The sequence below is a fragment of the Limosilactobacillus sp. WILCCON 0051 genome (assembly GCF_039955095.1).
GTDB lineage: Bacteria > Bacillota > Bacilli > Lactobacillales > Lactobacillaceae > Limosilactobacillus > Limosilactobacillus allomucosae.
Genome location: NZ_CP154878.1, coordinates 415,457 through 430,423 on the forward strand (window position 1 = coordinate 415,457; position 14,967 = coordinate 430,423).

Genomic DNA, 14,967 nt, shown 5'->3' on the forward strand with positions numbered 1-14,967 from the left:
AGGGAGAAGTATGAAGCAGGGACTGCCGACCGTTCTATATGGCGGTGACTATAATCCTGATCAATGGCCAGAAACAGATTGGGATGACGATATCAAGGTCTTTAAGCAGGCCGACATCAATTCGGCAACGATCAACGTCTTTTCATGGGCCCTTTTAGAACCGCGTGAAGGCGAATATGATTTTAAAAAACTGGATCATATCGTTGCAAAGCTGAGTCAGGCTGACTTTAAGATCGTTATGGCAACTTCCACGGCCGCGATGCCTGCCTGGATGTTTAAAAAGTATCCGGATGTCGCCAGAGTTGACTATCAAGGGCGACGGCACGTCTTTGGTCAACGCCATAATTTCTGCCCAAGTTCAGCCAACTATCGCCGATTAGCAGGTCGATTGGTTGATCAATTGGCCCGGCGCTATGCTGGCAATTCGCATATCGTGGCTTGGCACGTTAATAATGAGTATGGCGGCAACTGCTATTGTGAAAACTGTCGCCGGGCTTTTCAAGAATGGCTCAAGCAGCGCTATCAAACGCTGGATAATCTAAATCAGGCTTGGGACAACAATGTCTGGAGCCATACGATCTATGACTGGGATGAGATTCAAGTTCCCAACGAGCTGGGCGATGCCTGGGGAGCAGAAGGCACGCATACGATCGTGGCTGGGCTGTCGGTTGACTATCTGCGTTTTCAGTCGGATGCAATGCTTTCGTTATATAATCTTGAAAAACAGACGATTGAAAAATATGACAAGCAGACACCGATTCTGACCAATTTCCATGGCACGCCTAATAAGTGGATCGACTATCATGCCTGGGCCAAGGATCAAGACATCATTGCCTATGACAGCTACCCAGCCTATGACGATCCAGCCTATGTGGCCGCGTTTCGCTATGACTTAATGCGGGGATTGAAACACCAGCCGTTCATGCTGATGGAATCAACGCCTTCGCAGGTCAACTGGCAGCCATACAGTCCGTTGAAGCGCCCTAATCAAATGCGGGCAACGGAACTGCAGGCTGTGGCTCATGGTGCTGACACCGTTCAGTATTTTCAGTTGAAGCAGGCCGTAGGGGGATCCGAAAAATTTCATGGCGCCGTAATCAGCCATTCGCAGCGAACTGATACGCGCGCATTTCAAGAAGTAGCACGCCTGGGACATGATCTGAAAAAAGTGGGTGCCGATTTTAAGGATGCCGCGACCCCGGCCAAAGCAGCCATTGTTTTTGACTGGAGCAATTTCTGGGCCTTTGAGTACGTGGCCGGGATTACGCAGGATCTGCAGTATGTGCCTTTGATCATGGACTATTACCGTCAGTTTTATCAGCACCAGATTCCGGTTGACGTGATTGGCGTTGACGATGACTTTTCACAATATGATCTGATCGTCGCGCCAGTATTGTACATGGTCAAAAAGGGACTGGGCGAAAAGATCAGCGATTATGTGCAAAATGGCGGCCATCTGCTGACAACCTATGCATCAGGGATGGTTGATGAATCCGACAACGTCTACTTGGGCGGCTATCCAGGTCCTTTAAGCAAGGTATTGGGCATCTGGGTTGAAGAAACTGATGCGACGGTACCAGGACAAACCGTCAAAGTAGCTTTTGATCAGTCAGCGCAGCGGTATGAAGGGCGGCTGCTGTGTGATCAGATTCATCTGACGGGATCAAAAACTCGGGCATTGGCTCATTATGCCAGTGAATTTTATGCCGGCACGCCAGCCGTAGTCGAAAATGTATTTGGCAAGGGACTGGCTTGGTACGTTGGCACGCGTTTAGATGATCAGGGACTTGGCAAAGTAATTGAGCACGTCATTGATCGGACTGGGCTTACCGGCCTAACCAGCCAAACAACCGATCTTGAAATTACGCGGCGCGTTAAGGACGGACAGGAACTCTACTTTGTGCTTAATCTGCGCAATGAGTCGCGCCTGCTGCCAACCGATCTGCAGCAGGCCGGCTTCGTGGATATCTTGACCGGAGCCGCTCCGAAAGCCAAACTGGGGCCATGGGACGTTGAGATTTTAAAACGCGGCATGGATCAATAGGCTTTCTCAAGACATTAAAACTCTCTTGATCGGCGGTCAGCCGGTCCAAAAAAGCACCGTCAAAACTGACGGTGCTTTTTTGCTGAATCGATGACTAGACATTAACGATAAACGGCTTGATCATTTCCGGGCCGAACTGGCGATTTTGCGTCAGCAGGATATTGGCGCAGGCCTGAGCATCATCAAGCGCGTTATGGTGATGATGCAGCTGAATATTCAATGCATCACAGATCGTATTGAGTTTGTGGTTAGGCAGCTGCGGCCAGAACTGGCGACTGGTCTTTAGCGTGTCCAATGATAAGAAGCTGGGAACCGGCAATTCATAATGAGTCAGCGTATTTTTGAGAACGCTGTTGTCAAATGAGGCGTTATGGGCAATCACCAGCTTGTTGGCATCAAAGAATGGCTGAATATGCTCCCAGACTTCAGGAAAGACAGGGGCATTGGCAACGTCTTTTTCATGAATGCCATGGATCTGAACGTTGCGCCAGAAAAAAGGCGTCTGTGGATTGATCAAGGTGTAGAACTCATCAACGATTTGATTTTGACGAACGACGACTAAAGAAAGCGAGCAGGCCGACCAGCGTTTGCCACTGGCAGTTTCAAAGTCCATCGCAACAAAGTTCATTTTAATTCCCTCCTATAACTGAATGTCTAATTCGACGGGACAGTGATCACTGCCAAGAATCTGATCATGAATCTTGGCATCGATCAGCTGTGAGTCAAGATCGGCTGAGGCAACGAAATAATCAATCCGCCAGCCAGCATTGCGCTGACGAGCGTGGAAACGATAGCTCCACCAAGAATAGCTGTGCTCTTGATCAGGATAAAAATAACGGAACGTATCAGTAAAACCGCTTTTTAGCAGCTTGGAGAAGTCAAAGCGCTCTTCATCGGTAAATCCTGGATGATGATGATTGCTCTGCGGATTTTTTAAGTCGATTTCTTGATGGGCCACGTTGAGATCGCCACACCAAACGATGCTTTTTTGCTGACTCAGCTGATTAACGTATTCATAAAAAGCTTCATTAAAATCGTGTCGAAAATCCAAGCGCTTCAGTTCAGCACCGGAATTGGGCACATAGGTATTGATCAGATAGAAATCAGGATACTCTAAAGTGATGACACGGCCTTCATGATCAAACTCTGGTACATTAATGCCATAGTGAACGCTAAGCGGTGGCTGTTTGGCAAAGATGGCCGTACCCGAATAGCCTTTCTTTTCGGCATAGTTCCAGTATTGATGATAGCCGGGCAAATCAAGATTCAATTGGCCAGGCGCTAGTTTGGTTTCTTGGATGCAGAAAAAATCCGCGTCCATTTCAGTGAAAACCTGTAAAAAGCCATGCTTGATTGCGGCCCTTAATCCATTGACGTTCCAAGAAATAAATTTGGTCATTGCAGTCAACCTCGCAAATAAATTATCTAGTACTATTGTAGAGGTTCGGATCGTCAATTTCCAAAAGAATGCTACAATAAGAAAAGATTGACGAATTTTTGTTGAGAAAGCGAGAGAACGAATTTATGGCAAATAATCTGATGCAGGAATTTCCTGATATTCAAATCTTAAAAGACGAGCCACTTTCAAAGTACACCAATACTAAAACTGGCGGTCCGGCAGACTGGCTGGCGTTTCCTAAAGACGTTGCGGAAGTTCAAAAGCTGGTTCAGTTTGCCAATACCAATGCCATGCCATTGACGGTAATCGGCAATGCCAGCAATCTGATCGTGCGCGATGGCGGTATTGAAGGTCTGACCATGATTCTGACCCAGATGAATGGGATTCAAGTTGAAGGCAATCGCGTCATTGCTCAGGCTGGGGCCTCATACATTGAAACGACCAAGGCAGCTCGCGACCATTCGCTGACTGGCCTTGAATTTGCTGCTGGCATTCCTGGCAGCGTTGGTGGGGCAATTTTTATGAATGCCGGTGCCTATGGTGGTGAAACCAAAAACGTTGCCAGTGAAGTCACTGCAATGCTGCCAGATGGAACGATCAAGCACTATAACAATGAAGAGCTTGATTTTGGCTATCGGCACAGCGCGGTTCAGGATAACCACGGCATCGTCTTGGAAGCCGTGTTTGATCTCAAACCAGGGAATCAAGCTGAGATTACCGCGTTGATGGATGATCTGAATGCACGGCGAGCCGCCAAGCAGCCGTTGGAACTGCCATCTTGCGGTTCAGTCTTCAAGCGTCCAGAAGGCTACTTTGCCGGCAAACTGATTCATGATGCTGGTCTGCAGGGATATACCTCAGGCGGCGCGCAGGTTTCAACCAAGCATGCCGGTTTTATCGTTAATGTTGATCATGGTACGGCAACGGATTATCTAAACGTAATTCATCATGTTCAAGCAACCGTTAAAGAAAAATTCGGTGTCAGCTTGGAAACTGAGGTCCGCATTATCGGCCGGGAAGCTGAATAAAAAGTCTTGTGAATTTGACTGGGATTGTCACTGACGATCCTGGTTTTTATTTTGGCAAAAAAAATTCCCGTCCCAGTTGGCGACGAGAATCATCAATTATATCAAATCAGTCTGCTTGATCACGTGCAGGCACCAGTAAATCAGCAGCTGCAATATGGTCATAATCAAGACAAATTCAATCATCGGCCAGCTCCAGATGCTTAACAGCTGCCTAAAGAACCATGATGGCGTTATAAAAAGGTAGATTGAGTGCAGACGCAAAAAACGGCCAATATAGATGCCAATGCCGGCTAGAAAAGAGAAGCAGCCAACCCAAATTAAATGACTATGGGAAAATTTAGGCGTCAGCATTTTTTCTAACAGTCGACTGAGGCGGGCCATCTCGACCGTGCCAAAGATCGCACAGCTGAATGCCGACAGAACCATCAGCGCAAAAATCAGCCACATCTTAGGATCAGTACGTAAGATGCCAGTAGTACTGGTATGCGGATGCAGCCATGAAAGATGGAAGAGATCAGTCATGACGTAGGGAGCATTGGGATAAAAAATCAGCCATAAAAACAGCAGCGACCAAAAAGCCAGTGAGCGTCGATCGGCAAAATGCTGGACCCAAAAACTAAACTCGATTGGCAGATAGGCTAGAAAAACGTTCAGAACCATAAAATTAAACGGCGACTTTAACAGCAGCTGCAGAGTTGCCAGCAGAATCAAAAAATAAAGTCTTAATTTCCATTGATAAGACAGTCTAGGCAAAAAACCACCTCTTTAAAAAACTTACGCCTAGCATAACAGACAATCGACTTGACTGGTTAAATAACGAACATTTTTAATGATATAATCATATTTAAGAATTTTATTTTAAGGCAGAAGGGAGAGATATATATTGCAGTTTCTTGCATCACTCCTCAACTGGCATAATCTGGTCAATCTGATTGATATTTTAGTCATCTGGTTTTTGATTTATGAGTTGTTGATGCTGGTTCGCGGGACTAAGGCCGTGCAGCTGTTCAAAGGGATTCTGATTATCATCCTGGTTAAGCTGATCAGTTGGTATATCGGGCTCAGCACGGTTTCTTGGGTGATGGATCAGGTCATCAACTGGGGGGTCATCGCCATTGTCGTGATCTTTCAGCCAGAGATTCGGCGGGGGCTGGAGCATTTAGGTCGTGGCGCGCTGTTTGCCCGTACGCCTAAAGCCAACGAAGAGGAAGAGGACTTGATTCGGCAATTGGACCAGGCGATTCAATATCTTTCTAAACGACGGATCGGGGCCTTGATCTGTATTGAGATGGAAACCGGTCTGGAAGAATATATTGAAACGGGGATACCATTGGATGCCGAAGTTACCGGGGCCCTTTTGATCAATACGTTTATTCCAAATACGCCGCTGCATGATGGGGCCGTGATCATCAAAAATAATCGCATCGCTGTCGCTGCCGCTTATCTGCCGCTTTCTGACTCGAAGCTGATTCCTAAAGATCTTGGGACGCGGCACCGCGCGGCAGTCGGCATCAGCGAGGTTACCGACGCGCTGACGATTGTGGTCTCAGAAGAAACTGGTGAAGTCTCGATCACCAAAAACAACGAGCTGATGCGGGGCATGTCACGTAAAGACTACCTAAAGTTTTTGCGGGCGCAGCTTTATACCGAAACTCCTCAGCATCCAAGTCCCGAGAATTTTCTTACCAATCTAATGCAGCGTTTTCGTAAGCAGGGAGGCGATCAGCATGAAAAATGACAAGATGGGCCTGTTCGACCACGTCTGGGTATTGCGAATCGTTTCCTTGGTATTGGCAATCCTATTATTTATATACGTTACTGGCAGCAAAAGCAGCGATACGCGTCAGTCATCGCAAAATGGCCAAAATACTGCGCTGATGGCCAATAAGACGCAGACGCTCAAGATACCGCTGGAGGTTGAGTCGAATTCGGAAAAGTACGTCGTCACCGGCTTTCCACAATATGTCAAAATCAAGATTACCGGACCTTCTGCCTTGGTAACGACCACGGCCAATACGCAAAATTTTAAGGTCTATGCTGATCTGACCAAGCTGGGAACCGGTAAGCATGAGGTGCGTCTAAAGGCATCGGGCTTGAATAAGGAATTGAGCTATACGATCACGCCAGCTAAGATCAAGGTCAACATTCAATCGCGCAATACCGCGACGGTGCCGGTAGAAGTACGCTTAAGCTCTAAAACCTTAAATGGCAGCTATCAGATCGGAACACCCAAAGCTGCACTGGAAAAGGTTCAGATTACTGGGGCCAAAAGCGAGGTTCAGCAGGTTGCCAAAGTAATTGCTTATGTCAACGTGCCTAAAAACGCGCAAAGTACGCTGCATCGGACGGTAACACTGCAGGCAATCAATGAAAGCGGTCAGACAATGAACGTGGTGATCATGCCAAATACGGTCTCCGTAACCGTGCCAATCAGCCAGACTGACAGTGGCGACAAGAATTCCAGTTCGTCTTCAGCGACCAGTTCGGCGATAACGCAGTCTGATTCTGGCAGTTCAGCGGAGTCTGCGAGTGCTTCTTCAGCCAAGCACAGTTCAGCCAGCTCGTCATCTGGCAGTCAGTCAAATAATTCGTCGGTTTCGGCAAGCGAAAATGACACAAAGTAGTATAATCAAACATAGTGAATTTTAACGGAGCTTTTTAGCCCAGAAACGAGGAGAAACATGAAGTTAAAATATTTTGGAACTGATGGCGTTCGTGGCGTGGCCAATCGCGACCTGAGTCCAGAACTGGCTTTTAAGGTTGGCCGTGCCGGGGGCTATGTCTTGACTCGGCACTCAGAACGCAAGCAGCCCCAAGTCTTGGTTTCCCGTGATACGCGAATTTCCGGTCAAATGCTGGAAAATGCCTTGGTTGCTGGCCTGCTTTCGGTCGGCATCGAGGTGCTGCGCTTAGGCGTCGTCACTACGCCTGGCGTTGCCTACCTGGTTAGAGCACAGGGGGCCGATGCTGGTGTAATGATCACGGCCAGTCATAATCCAATCCAATATAATGGAATCAAGTATTTTGGCAGCGATGGCTTCAAGCTTTCCGATGAGCTGGAATATGAGATCGAACAGCTGCTGGATGCTGAAACGGATACTTTGCCACGACCATCCGATGCTGGTTTGGGAACGGTTGAGGACTACCACGAAGGCGCGCTCAAATACACGTCCTTTTTGGAACAGACGATTTCAACGGATCTGTCTGGCCTAAAGGTGGTTGTTGATGCTGCCAATGGTGCTACCAGCGGCTTTGTCTCCAATCTGTTGGCGGATTTAAATGTTGATTTTACGCCGATTCATGCCAATCCTAATGGTCTCAACACCAACCTCGACTGTGGATCAACGCATCCGGAAAGTCTGCAGGAAGCCGTCGTTGCCAACCATGCCGATCTAGGTCTGGCATTTGATGGTGATGGCGACCGCTGCATTGCCGTTGACAGCGAGGGCAATCTGGTTGACGGCGACAAGATCATGTACATCTGCGGCAAGTATCTGAATGAAAACGGCCGCTTGAAAAAAGATACCATCGTTACCACGGTGATGAGCAACCTGGGAATGTACAAGGCAATGGAGGCTCATGGCATGAAGAGCGTGCAGACTAAGGTTGGCGATCGTTATGTCGTTGAAGAAATGCTGAAGTCAGGCTACAATCTGGGTGGCGAGCAGTCAGGCCACATTATCTTCCTTGACCATAATACGACTGGTGATGGGATGCTGACGGCACTGCAGCTGCTGCAGGTCGTTAAATCCAGTGGCAAGAGCCTTAAGGAACTGGCATCTGATGTCAAGACCTATCCACAAGAACTGGTCAATATTACTGTGGCTGACAAGCAAGCTGCGATGGACAATCCAGCTTTGAAGGCTGTCATTGCCGATGTTGAAAAAGAAATGAACGGTGATGGGCGTGTCTTGGTTCGTCCTTCTGGTACTGAACCGCTTTTGCGAATCATGGCTGAAGCGCCAACCAAAGAACTGGTCCATGCCTATGTTGAAAAAATCGCGGAAGTTGCCCGCCGCGAGCTTGAAGTTAAATAATCTTAGATAATATTTAGGCCGGCAGCGAGGGGCTGAATCGTTGCCGTGACGCCTTTAAAACTATTAAAAAATTGCCGACTCTATACCAATCGAGGTTAATCGATTGACATTGGGGCCGGCAATTATTAATATACAATAGTGTTATTAAATAATAGCTTGATTTTAAAGTTATCTATACCAATTTTATTGAAGGATGGGAAATATTATGTGTGGAATTGTTGGTGTTACAGGAAACGATCGCAGCGTTTCCATTTTGATCGACGGGTTGAAGCGTCTGGAATACCGCGGTTACGACTCCGCCGGCATCTACGTCAACGACGAAAAAGGACATGACTACCTGGTTAAGCGTTCCGGGCGCATCAGCAACCTGGAAGCTGCCTTAACGCCAGAAGTTAAAGGGTTGGCTGGGATTGGCCACACTCGCTGGGCGACGCACGGTGTTCCAAATGAAACCAACGCGCACCCGCACTACTCCAATGATGAACGATTCTACCTGGTTCACAACGGGGTCATTGAAAACTATCAGCAGCTGAAAGAAGAATATCTTAAGGGTGTTGAATTCAAGAGTCAAACCGACACGGAAGTTATCGTTCAGTTGGTTGACAAGTTTGTCGTCGACTACAAGATGGATACCAAGGACGCGCTGCTTAAGGTTCTGCGCTTGATCAGTCCTGATTCTTCATATGCCTTTGCCCTAATGGATCGCGAACAGCCAGATACGCTGTTTGTGGCTAAGAATAAGAGCCCATTGCTGGTTGGTTTGTGCCAAGGCTATAACATGGTAGGTTCTGATGCCATGTCGATGATTGATGAAACCAACGAGTTTATGGAAATCAACGACCATGAGCTGGTGATCGTCAAGCCAGACAATGTAACGATTGAAGAATTCGATGGTACGGAAAAGAAGCGCGATTCCTTTAAGGTTGACATGGATCCAAGTGCTGCCGATAAGGGTACCTACCCATTCTATATGCTAAAGGAAATTGATGAGCAGCCTGCCGTAATGCGCAAGCTCGTTCAAGAATACTTTGACAGTGACGACCAGCCACAGGTCAGCGAAAAGCTTTTGCAGGCAATGGCGGAATCCGATCATATCTACATTATCGGTGCCGGGACCAGCTATCATGCCGGCCTGATTGGGGCCCGGATGTTCGAAAAGCTTTGTGGCGTGCCGACTACGGTTCATATCTCATCAGAATTTGCCTACGAGCAGCCGCTGCTTAGCTCCAAGCCGTTCTTCCTGTTCCTGTCGCAAAGTGGTGAAACGGCTGACAGTCGCGAAGTACTGGTACACGTCAATGAACACAACTGGCCAAGCCTGACGATTACTAATGTTGATAAGTCAACGCTTTCTCGTGAGGCTACCTTTACCCTGCTGCTGTACGCTGGCCCAGAGATTGCCGTTGCTTCCACTAAGGCCTACACGGCTCAGATCGCGGTTGAAGCTATTTTGGCCAAGGCATTGGGTGAATACCTGAGTCGCGATGCTGCTCAAAACTTCGACTTAAAGCACCAGCTGGGAACGATTGCCAACGGGATGCAGTCAATTACCGACTCAAAAGAAGACATTGAAGCGCTGGCCTCTCGCTACCTCTCTAAGCCACGCAACGCCTTTTACATTGGCCGGGGCATTGACTGGTCGGTTTCTTTGGAAGCAGCCTTGAAGCTTAAGGAAATCTCCTATGTTCAAGCGGAAGGCTTTGCATCCGGCGAGCTTAAGCATGGTACGATTGCGCTGATTGAAAACCAAACGCCGGTAATTGCTATTATTACCCAGGATCGGACGGCGGGCCTTACGCGCAGCAATCTGGAAGAAACGCAGTCACGGGGCGCTGCTGTTTTAACGATTGTTTCACGTCATCTGGCACATGAAGACGACAATATCATCATTCCAGACGTTGACGAACTATTGACGCCGCTTTTGAGTGTCGTCCCTGCACAGCTGCTTGCCTACTACACGAGTCTGGGCAAGGGCTTGGACGTTGATAAGCCGCGCAACCTGGCTAAGTCGGTTACGGTACAATAATTATAAAAAGAAGAAGCGGTTTGTCGTTTCTTCTTTTTTATTTTATGCTAGCAGCTGAAAAAATCTGAATAACTATTGACAGCGCTTACAATATTTTGTAATATATAGTCACAAGGTATTAAGTATTTACCTTCTAATCAATTCTCTTTCTCTCTTATGCCAATCATCGTCGGTCCACGGCGATGATTTTTATTTTCTGATACAATAGATGCGAAAGGGGAATTGTTTAAATGGAAGAACAGCATGAAGTCTTTACCTTAATAGAAGAAATTACGCGTAATGATGGCACCAAATATTATGAAATCGGCAATATGGTTCATAACGGCCGTGCCGAGCTGGCTGCTGAGCGTGGCTATATTAAGGAAGTTCGCATTTTAAAGCTGAATATCCCGCATTCACAAAACGTGATCAATTATGAGCATTTCATCAACACGCACTATCAGATGCAAGATGAGTCAATGGATCACTGGGAGGAATGGAAACGAACCCCAGAAGCCGATCAGCTGGTCAAGGCGATTCTGCGTGAAAACCGAGTCGGCTGATTGAGTAATTCTGATATTTCTAACAACGGTCGGGGCAGAAAAAGACTGTCGCGACCGTTGTTTTATAAAAAAATCATTTTGATGAGACTTGTTGGTCAACTGTGATTATAATAAAAGTTGTTATTTTTTTATTTGGGGGGAAATCTATGCGGTCCAAGCAATATGTGACAGGAATTGATGGCGTCCGAACGCTAGCCGTGCTTGGCGTGATCATCTATCACCTGTTGCCGACAACGTTGCCAGGCGGCTATTTGGGCGTGCCGCTGTTCTTATTGATCTCTGGGTATTTCGTTACCTTACAGCTGGTGCGGCAAATGGATCAAACGGGCGGCATTCAGCTGACGAAATTTTACCTTAAGCGTCTGCGGCGGCTGTATCCGGTGCTGATCGTTATGCTGACGGTCACGACGGCTTATATTACGCTGTTTGCTCGCGATCTGCTGCATAACATCAAAAGCACCATTGCTACTAATCTGCTGTGGGTCTACAACTGGTGGGAAATCGGCCATGGCCAGTCTTATTTTGATCGCTTCAATGGAGAGTCGCCGTTTACGCATTTATGGACGTTAGGCGTTGAGGCCCAGTTTTACTTCTTGTGGCCGCTGATTTTATTCATGCTGTTTTTGGTTTTGCGCAAACGTTCCAAAATCAAGTGGACGGTCTTTATCCTGGCGGTTGCTTCAGCAGTTGAAATGGCGCTGCTGTTTGATCCGCAAAATATCAACCGAGTCTACTATGGAACCGATACCCGAGCCTTTTCGCTGCTTTTGGGTTCCTGGCTGGCCTTATGCTGGCCGATTGATCGCCTTAACGCCAACTTGACGGCACATGCTGCCAGAATCTTGGATGGAGTCGGTATTGGTGCACTGCTGATCACGCTGCTGGGCTTTTTTACGCTGCCGGGCCAAAGCAGTTGGACCTATCGTGGCGGCATGTTTTTTTACAGCCTGATTGGGATGATTTTGATTGCGACGGTAGTTCATCCAGGCAGTCATATGAATCGCTGGCTGACCAACCCTTTCTTTACCTGGATCGGTCAGCGTTCATACGGCATTTACGTCTACCAGCTGCCGGTTATGGTCTTTTATGAACGAGTCGTTGAGATTGGCCGGCACCCAGTAATCAATGCCTTGGTTGAATGCCTGCTGATTTTAGCGATCAGCGAGTTCTCCTATCGATTGGTTGAACAGCCGCTTGCTCATTATCAGTGGCGGTATCTGCCGGCCAGCATTCGTCATTGGATCGACTTTAAAATGCATGATTGGCACCAATGGCTGAAAGTCGGCCCAGTCGTCATCATCTGCTTTATCGCGCTGTGCGGTCTGATGCTGCCAAGCAAGCCGGCTAAAAAAAGTGCGGTTCAGACCCGCATTGAAAAGAGTCGCCAGGCTACGGCTGCTAAAAATAAGCAGATTGCAAAAGGAAAGACGGCTAAAGTTAACGTCAACAGCAAGTCGCTGCAGAAAAAATATGGCCTGACCTCAAACCAGCTTAAAGCAGCCTCAGAGCTGAAAGTCACGGCAATCGGTGATTCGGTAATGGCCGATGCATCTCAGGATATTCAAGAAATTATGCCGCATGCTTATGTCGATGCTGAAGTCGGGCGTCAGGGGAGCGCTACGCCAGCTGTTATTAAAGATCTTAAAGCTAAGGGGCAGCTGCAGAAAAACGTGATTTTAAATCTTGGAACCAATGGCGCGATGGATTCGCAGACGATTAATGATATCTTAACGGCAATTGGTAAGGATCATCAGGTTTATTGGATCACGCCGCACGTGCCGACGCGTGACTGGGAACAGACGGTTTGCGATCAGATCAAGCAGGCCGCCAAGCAAAATGCCAACGTGCACGTGATTGACTGGAATCAGGCTGCCAATGGTCATGCCGAGTGGTTTGCGCAGGACAAGGTTCATATGAATGAGCAGGGAAATGCATACTTTACGCGGCTGATTGTTAAAACGATCTTGAAAAATAAATAGAAAAGAGAAACGCTTATGATTAAAATGATTGCATTAGATATGGATAACACGCTGCTCAACAGCCAAAAAGAGATCAGTCCTCGAAACGAGGCGGTCTTGAAACGGCTGCATGAACAAGGCATCAAAATCGTGCTCTGTACGGGTCGGCCAATCAACGCGATCTGGCCTTATATTGAACAATTAGGTCTGACCACGGCTGACGACTACACGATTACTTTTAATGGCGGGCTGGTCGTCAATAATCAAACGCGGGCTGCCTTATCAGAACATGGGATCGCAAAAGACAAGCTGCAGGCAGTCTTTGATTTTGCCAAGCAGCACGATTTTTCGCTAGATGTCTTAGACTTTGATCGCGTCTATGAAATCATGGACATGCCGCGTTCCATCTATAAAACGATTTTAAAAAACATTGAATTTAAAGACGCACACTTCAATGACCTGCCGGGTGGCGACCATGTCTATGCCAAGGCGATTATGGCAATTCCGGCTGCCAAGATGAGTCAGGAGGTTCTGCCAGCCGTTCCCGATGAATTGCGGCAGCAGGTCAATGTTGTCCAATCGCAGCCAATGGTATTGGAATTTTTGCCAAACGGGGTCAACAAGAGCGTGGGTCTGCAGGCACTGCTGGAGCACTATGGCTGGGATTTTGCCAACCTGATGACGTTTGGCGATGCTGATAATGATTATGAGATGATTCGCGATGCTGGCGATGGCGTAGTAATGGCAAATGGTTTGGATAACGTCAAAAAAGCTGCCGATCATCTGACCAAATCTAATAATGAGGATGGCGTTGCCGTTTACCTGGAGAATTTTTTTGCAACATTAATGTAATATAAGGCGTGATTCAGCCTTAAAATCTGGTCGTAAAAAGCCGCTGAAATCATAAAAATGGTTTTTGTGTGACTTTTTACGATTTTTTTTGCAATATTTCAAATACCGATATAAAAAAGTTAGCCAAACCGAAAAATATTGATATAACAACATTTATAATCAGAAGGCCGTTTGAATGGTTATGACTTTATTACAGAATGTTACAAAATAGCCGTAAAAAACTCTTAAAACGCAATTGCCTTGTTATCAATTAGTAATATTGAGCGTGTATGATAAGGGACGTTGATAAGGAAATGATAAAAACGAATTGATAATTGATAAAGGATGGTTTTGATTTTTATGAAGAAGAACTTTAAGAAGATTACCGCTGCTTTGGGTGCCGTTGCTTTTGGCGTTGCTGCTACGGCTACGGTTGCCAACGCTGACACGCTGTACACGGTTCAGTCCGGTGACACGCTGTCCAGCATTTCTCAAAAGTTCGCTAATGACAACAGCTTGGTTCAAACGCTGGCTCAACAAAACAACATTCAAGACATCAACAAGATCTACGTTGGTCAACAATTGGTTGTTAAGACTGATGGCCAGGCAACTGATGCTCAAACGACTGCTCAGCCAGCCGCTCAAGCAACTACGCAATCAGCTGCTGCTCAAACTTCACAAACCACTTCCAACTACACTTCCACGGCTTACGGCTCTGAAGCAGATGCCAAGGCTTGGATCGCCGCTCATGAATCCGGCAACAACTATGGCGCACGCAATGGTCAATACATCGGTAAGTACCAATTGAGCGCAGCCTACCTGAACGGCGACTACTCACCTGCCAACCAAGAACGCGTAGCTGATCAGTACGTTGCTGGTCGTTACGGTTCTTGGACGAATGCCAAACAGCACTGGCTGAGCAATGGCTGGTACTAAAATCAGACTTTAATGATTCGAAGCATCGTTTTACCGAAACGGTGCTTTTTATTTTGAAATAGTTTATAAATTTTTTTAAAGAAAGTTATTGATTGTTAAATTTTTCGGTGAAACCAGATTATCACTGTTTTTTTCTGCTAAATTGAATTAGTCAGGCTAAACGTGG

General features: G+C 47.0%; 13 protein-coding genes. 10 read left to right on the forward strand and 3 right to left on the reverse strand.

Annotation, left to right across the window (positions count from 1 at the left end; translation table 11 throughout):
• The first annotated feature begins 10 nt into the window (after positions 1 to 10).
• Positions 11 to 2,044 (forward strand): beta-galactosidase, encoded by a 2,034-nt coding sequence (locus tag ABC765_RS01895; RefSeq protein ID WP_347980592.1) that lies wholly within the window; start codon positions 11 to 13, stop codon positions 2,042 to 2,044.
• 94 nt (positions 2,045 to 2,138) lie between these two features.
• Here ABC765_RS01895 and ABC765_RS01900 read toward each other — a convergent pair whose 3' ends face one another.
• Positions 2,139 to 2,672: a 3'-5' exonuclease gene (locus ABC765_RS01900; protein ID WP_347952756.1), complete on the reverse strand. Its 534-nt coding sequence runs from the start codon at positions 2,670 to 2,672 to the stop codon at positions 2,139 to 2,141.
• Positions 2,673 to 2,684: 12 nt separating this feature from the next.
• Positions 2,685 to 3,443 carry an exodeoxyribonuclease III gene (locus ABC765_RS01905; protein ID WP_347980593.1) on the reverse strand — a complete coding sequence of 253 codons (759 nt, stop codon included), beginning with the start codon at positions 3,441 to 3,443 and terminating at the stop codon, positions 2,685 to 2,687.
• A gap of 125 nt (positions 3,444 to 3,568) precedes the next feature.
• On the opposite strand from ABC765_RS01905, the gene murB reads away from it, so the two are divergent.
• Positions 3,569 to 4,471 (forward strand): UDP-N-acetylmuramate dehydrogenase, encoded by a 903-nt coding sequence (murB, locus tag ABC765_RS01910; RefSeq protein WP_347963307.1) that lies wholly within the window; start codon positions 3,569 to 3,571, stop codon positions 4,469 to 4,471.
• 96 nt (positions 4,472 to 4,567) lie between these two features.
• Here murB and ABC765_RS01915 read toward each other — a convergent pair whose 3' ends face one another.
• Positions 4,568 to 5,224 (reverse strand): DUF1361 domain-containing protein, encoded by a 657-nt coding sequence (locus tag ABC765_RS01915; protein WP_347952759.1) that lies wholly within the window; start codon positions 5,222 to 5,224, stop codon positions 4,568 to 4,570.
• A 130-nt stretch (positions 5,225 to 5,354) separates the two neighbouring features.
• Between ABC765_RS01915 and cdaA the strand changes: the two genes are divergently transcribed.
• The 8 genes from cdaA to ABC765_RS01955 all read left to right on the forward strand — a co-directional run bounded on the left by cdaA (position 5,355) and on the right by ABC765_RS01955 (position 14,801).
• Positions 5,355 to 6,209, forward strand: coding sequence for a diadenylate cyclase CdaA (gene cdaA / locus ABC765_RS01920; protein ID WP_347952760.1), 855 nt, complete (start codon positions 5,355 to 5,357; stop codon positions 6,207 to 6,209).
• Positions 6,199 to 7,095, forward strand: coding sequence for a CdaR family protein (locus ABC765_RS01925; protein WP_347980594.1), 897 nt, complete (start codon positions 6,199 to 6,201; stop codon positions 7,093 to 7,095). Before cdaA ends, ABC765_RS01925 begins: the two co-directional genes overlap by 11 nt.
• A gap of 57 nt (positions 7,096 to 7,152) precedes the next feature.
• Entirely contained in the window at positions 7,153 to 8,508 is a 1,356-nt protein-coding gene (glmM, locus tag ABC765_RS01930) for a phosphoglucosamine mutase (RefSeq protein WP_347952762.1), read from the forward strand.
• 205 nt (positions 8,509 to 8,713) lie between these two features.
• On the forward strand, positions 8,714 to 10,534 hold the full coding sequence (gene glmS, locus ABC765_RS01935; RefSeq protein ID WP_347952763.1) for a glutamine--fructose-6-phosphate transaminase (isomerizing): 1,821 nt from the start codon (positions 8,714 to 8,716) through the stop codon (positions 10,532 to 10,534).
• Positions 10,535 to 10,764: 230 nt separating this feature from the next.
• Positions 10,765 to 11,076: a hypothetical protein gene (locus ABC765_RS01940; RefSeq protein WP_006500368.1), complete on the forward strand. Its 312-nt coding sequence runs from the start codon at positions 10,765 to 10,767 to the stop codon at positions 11,074 to 11,076.
• Positions 11,077 to 11,222: 146 nt separating this feature from the next.
• Positions 11,223 to 13,055 carry an acyltransferase family protein gene (locus ABC765_RS01945; RefSeq protein WP_347952764.1) on the forward strand — a complete coding sequence of 611 codons (1,833 nt, stop codon included), beginning with the start codon at positions 11,223 to 11,225 and terminating at the stop codon, positions 13,053 to 13,055.
• Positions 13,056 to 13,070: 15 nt separating this feature from the next.
• Positions 13,071 to 13,886: a Cof-type HAD-IIB family hydrolase gene (locus ABC765_RS01950; RefSeq protein WP_347980595.1), complete on the forward strand. Its 816-nt coding sequence runs from the start codon at positions 13,071 to 13,073 to the stop codon at positions 13,884 to 13,886.
• A gap of 333 nt (positions 13,887 to 14,219) precedes the next feature.
• The gene (locus ABC765_RS01955; RefSeq protein WP_148313170.1) at positions 14,220 to 14,801 is read left to right on the forward strand and encodes a LysM domain-containing protein; all 582 of its coding nucleotides are present in this window, start codon (positions 14,220 to 14,222) and stop codon (positions 14,799 to 14,801) included.
• The last annotated feature ends 166 nt before the right edge of the window (positions 14,802 to 14,967 follow it).

Bases quoted from the DNA above. Each gene is read 5' to 3' on its own strand.
- ABC765_RS01895 (WP_347980592.1), top strand. From the start codon at position 11: ATGAAGCAGGGACTGCCGACCGTTCTATATGGCGGTGACTATAATCCT.
- ABC765_RS01900 (WP_347952756.1), bottom strand. From the start codon at position 2,672: ATGAACTTTGTTGCGATGGACTTTGAAACTGCCAGTGGCAAACGCTGG.
- ABC765_RS01905 (WP_347980593.1), bottom strand. From the start codon at position 3,443: ATGACCAAATTTATTTCTTGGAACGTCAATGGATTAAGGGCCGCAATC.
- murB (WP_347963307.1), top strand. From the start codon at position 3,569: ATGGCAAATAATCTGATGCAGGAATTTCCTGATATTCAAATCTTAAAA.
- ABC765_RS01925 (WP_347980594.1), top strand. From the start codon at position 6,199: ATGAAAAATGACAAGATGGGCCTGTTCGACCACGTCTGGGTATTGCGA.
- glmM (WP_347952762.1), top strand. From the start codon at position 7,153: ATGAAGTTAAAATATTTTGGAACTGATGGCGTTCGTGGCGTGGCCAAT.
- glmS (WP_347952763.1), top strand. From the start codon at position 8,714: ATGTGTGGAATTGTTGGTGTTACAGGAAACGATCGCAGCGTTTCCATT.
- ABC765_RS01940 (WP_006500368.1), top strand. From the start codon at position 10,765: ATGGAAGAACAGCATGAAGTCTTTACCTTAATAGAAGAAATTACGCGT.
- ABC765_RS01945 (WP_347952764.1), top strand. From the start codon at position 11,223: ATGCGGTCCAAGCAATATGTGACAGGAATTGATGGCGTCCGAACGCTA.
- ABC765_RS01950 (WP_347980595.1), top strand. From the start codon at position 13,071: ATGATTAAAATGATTGCATTAGATATGGATAACACGCTGCTCAACAGC.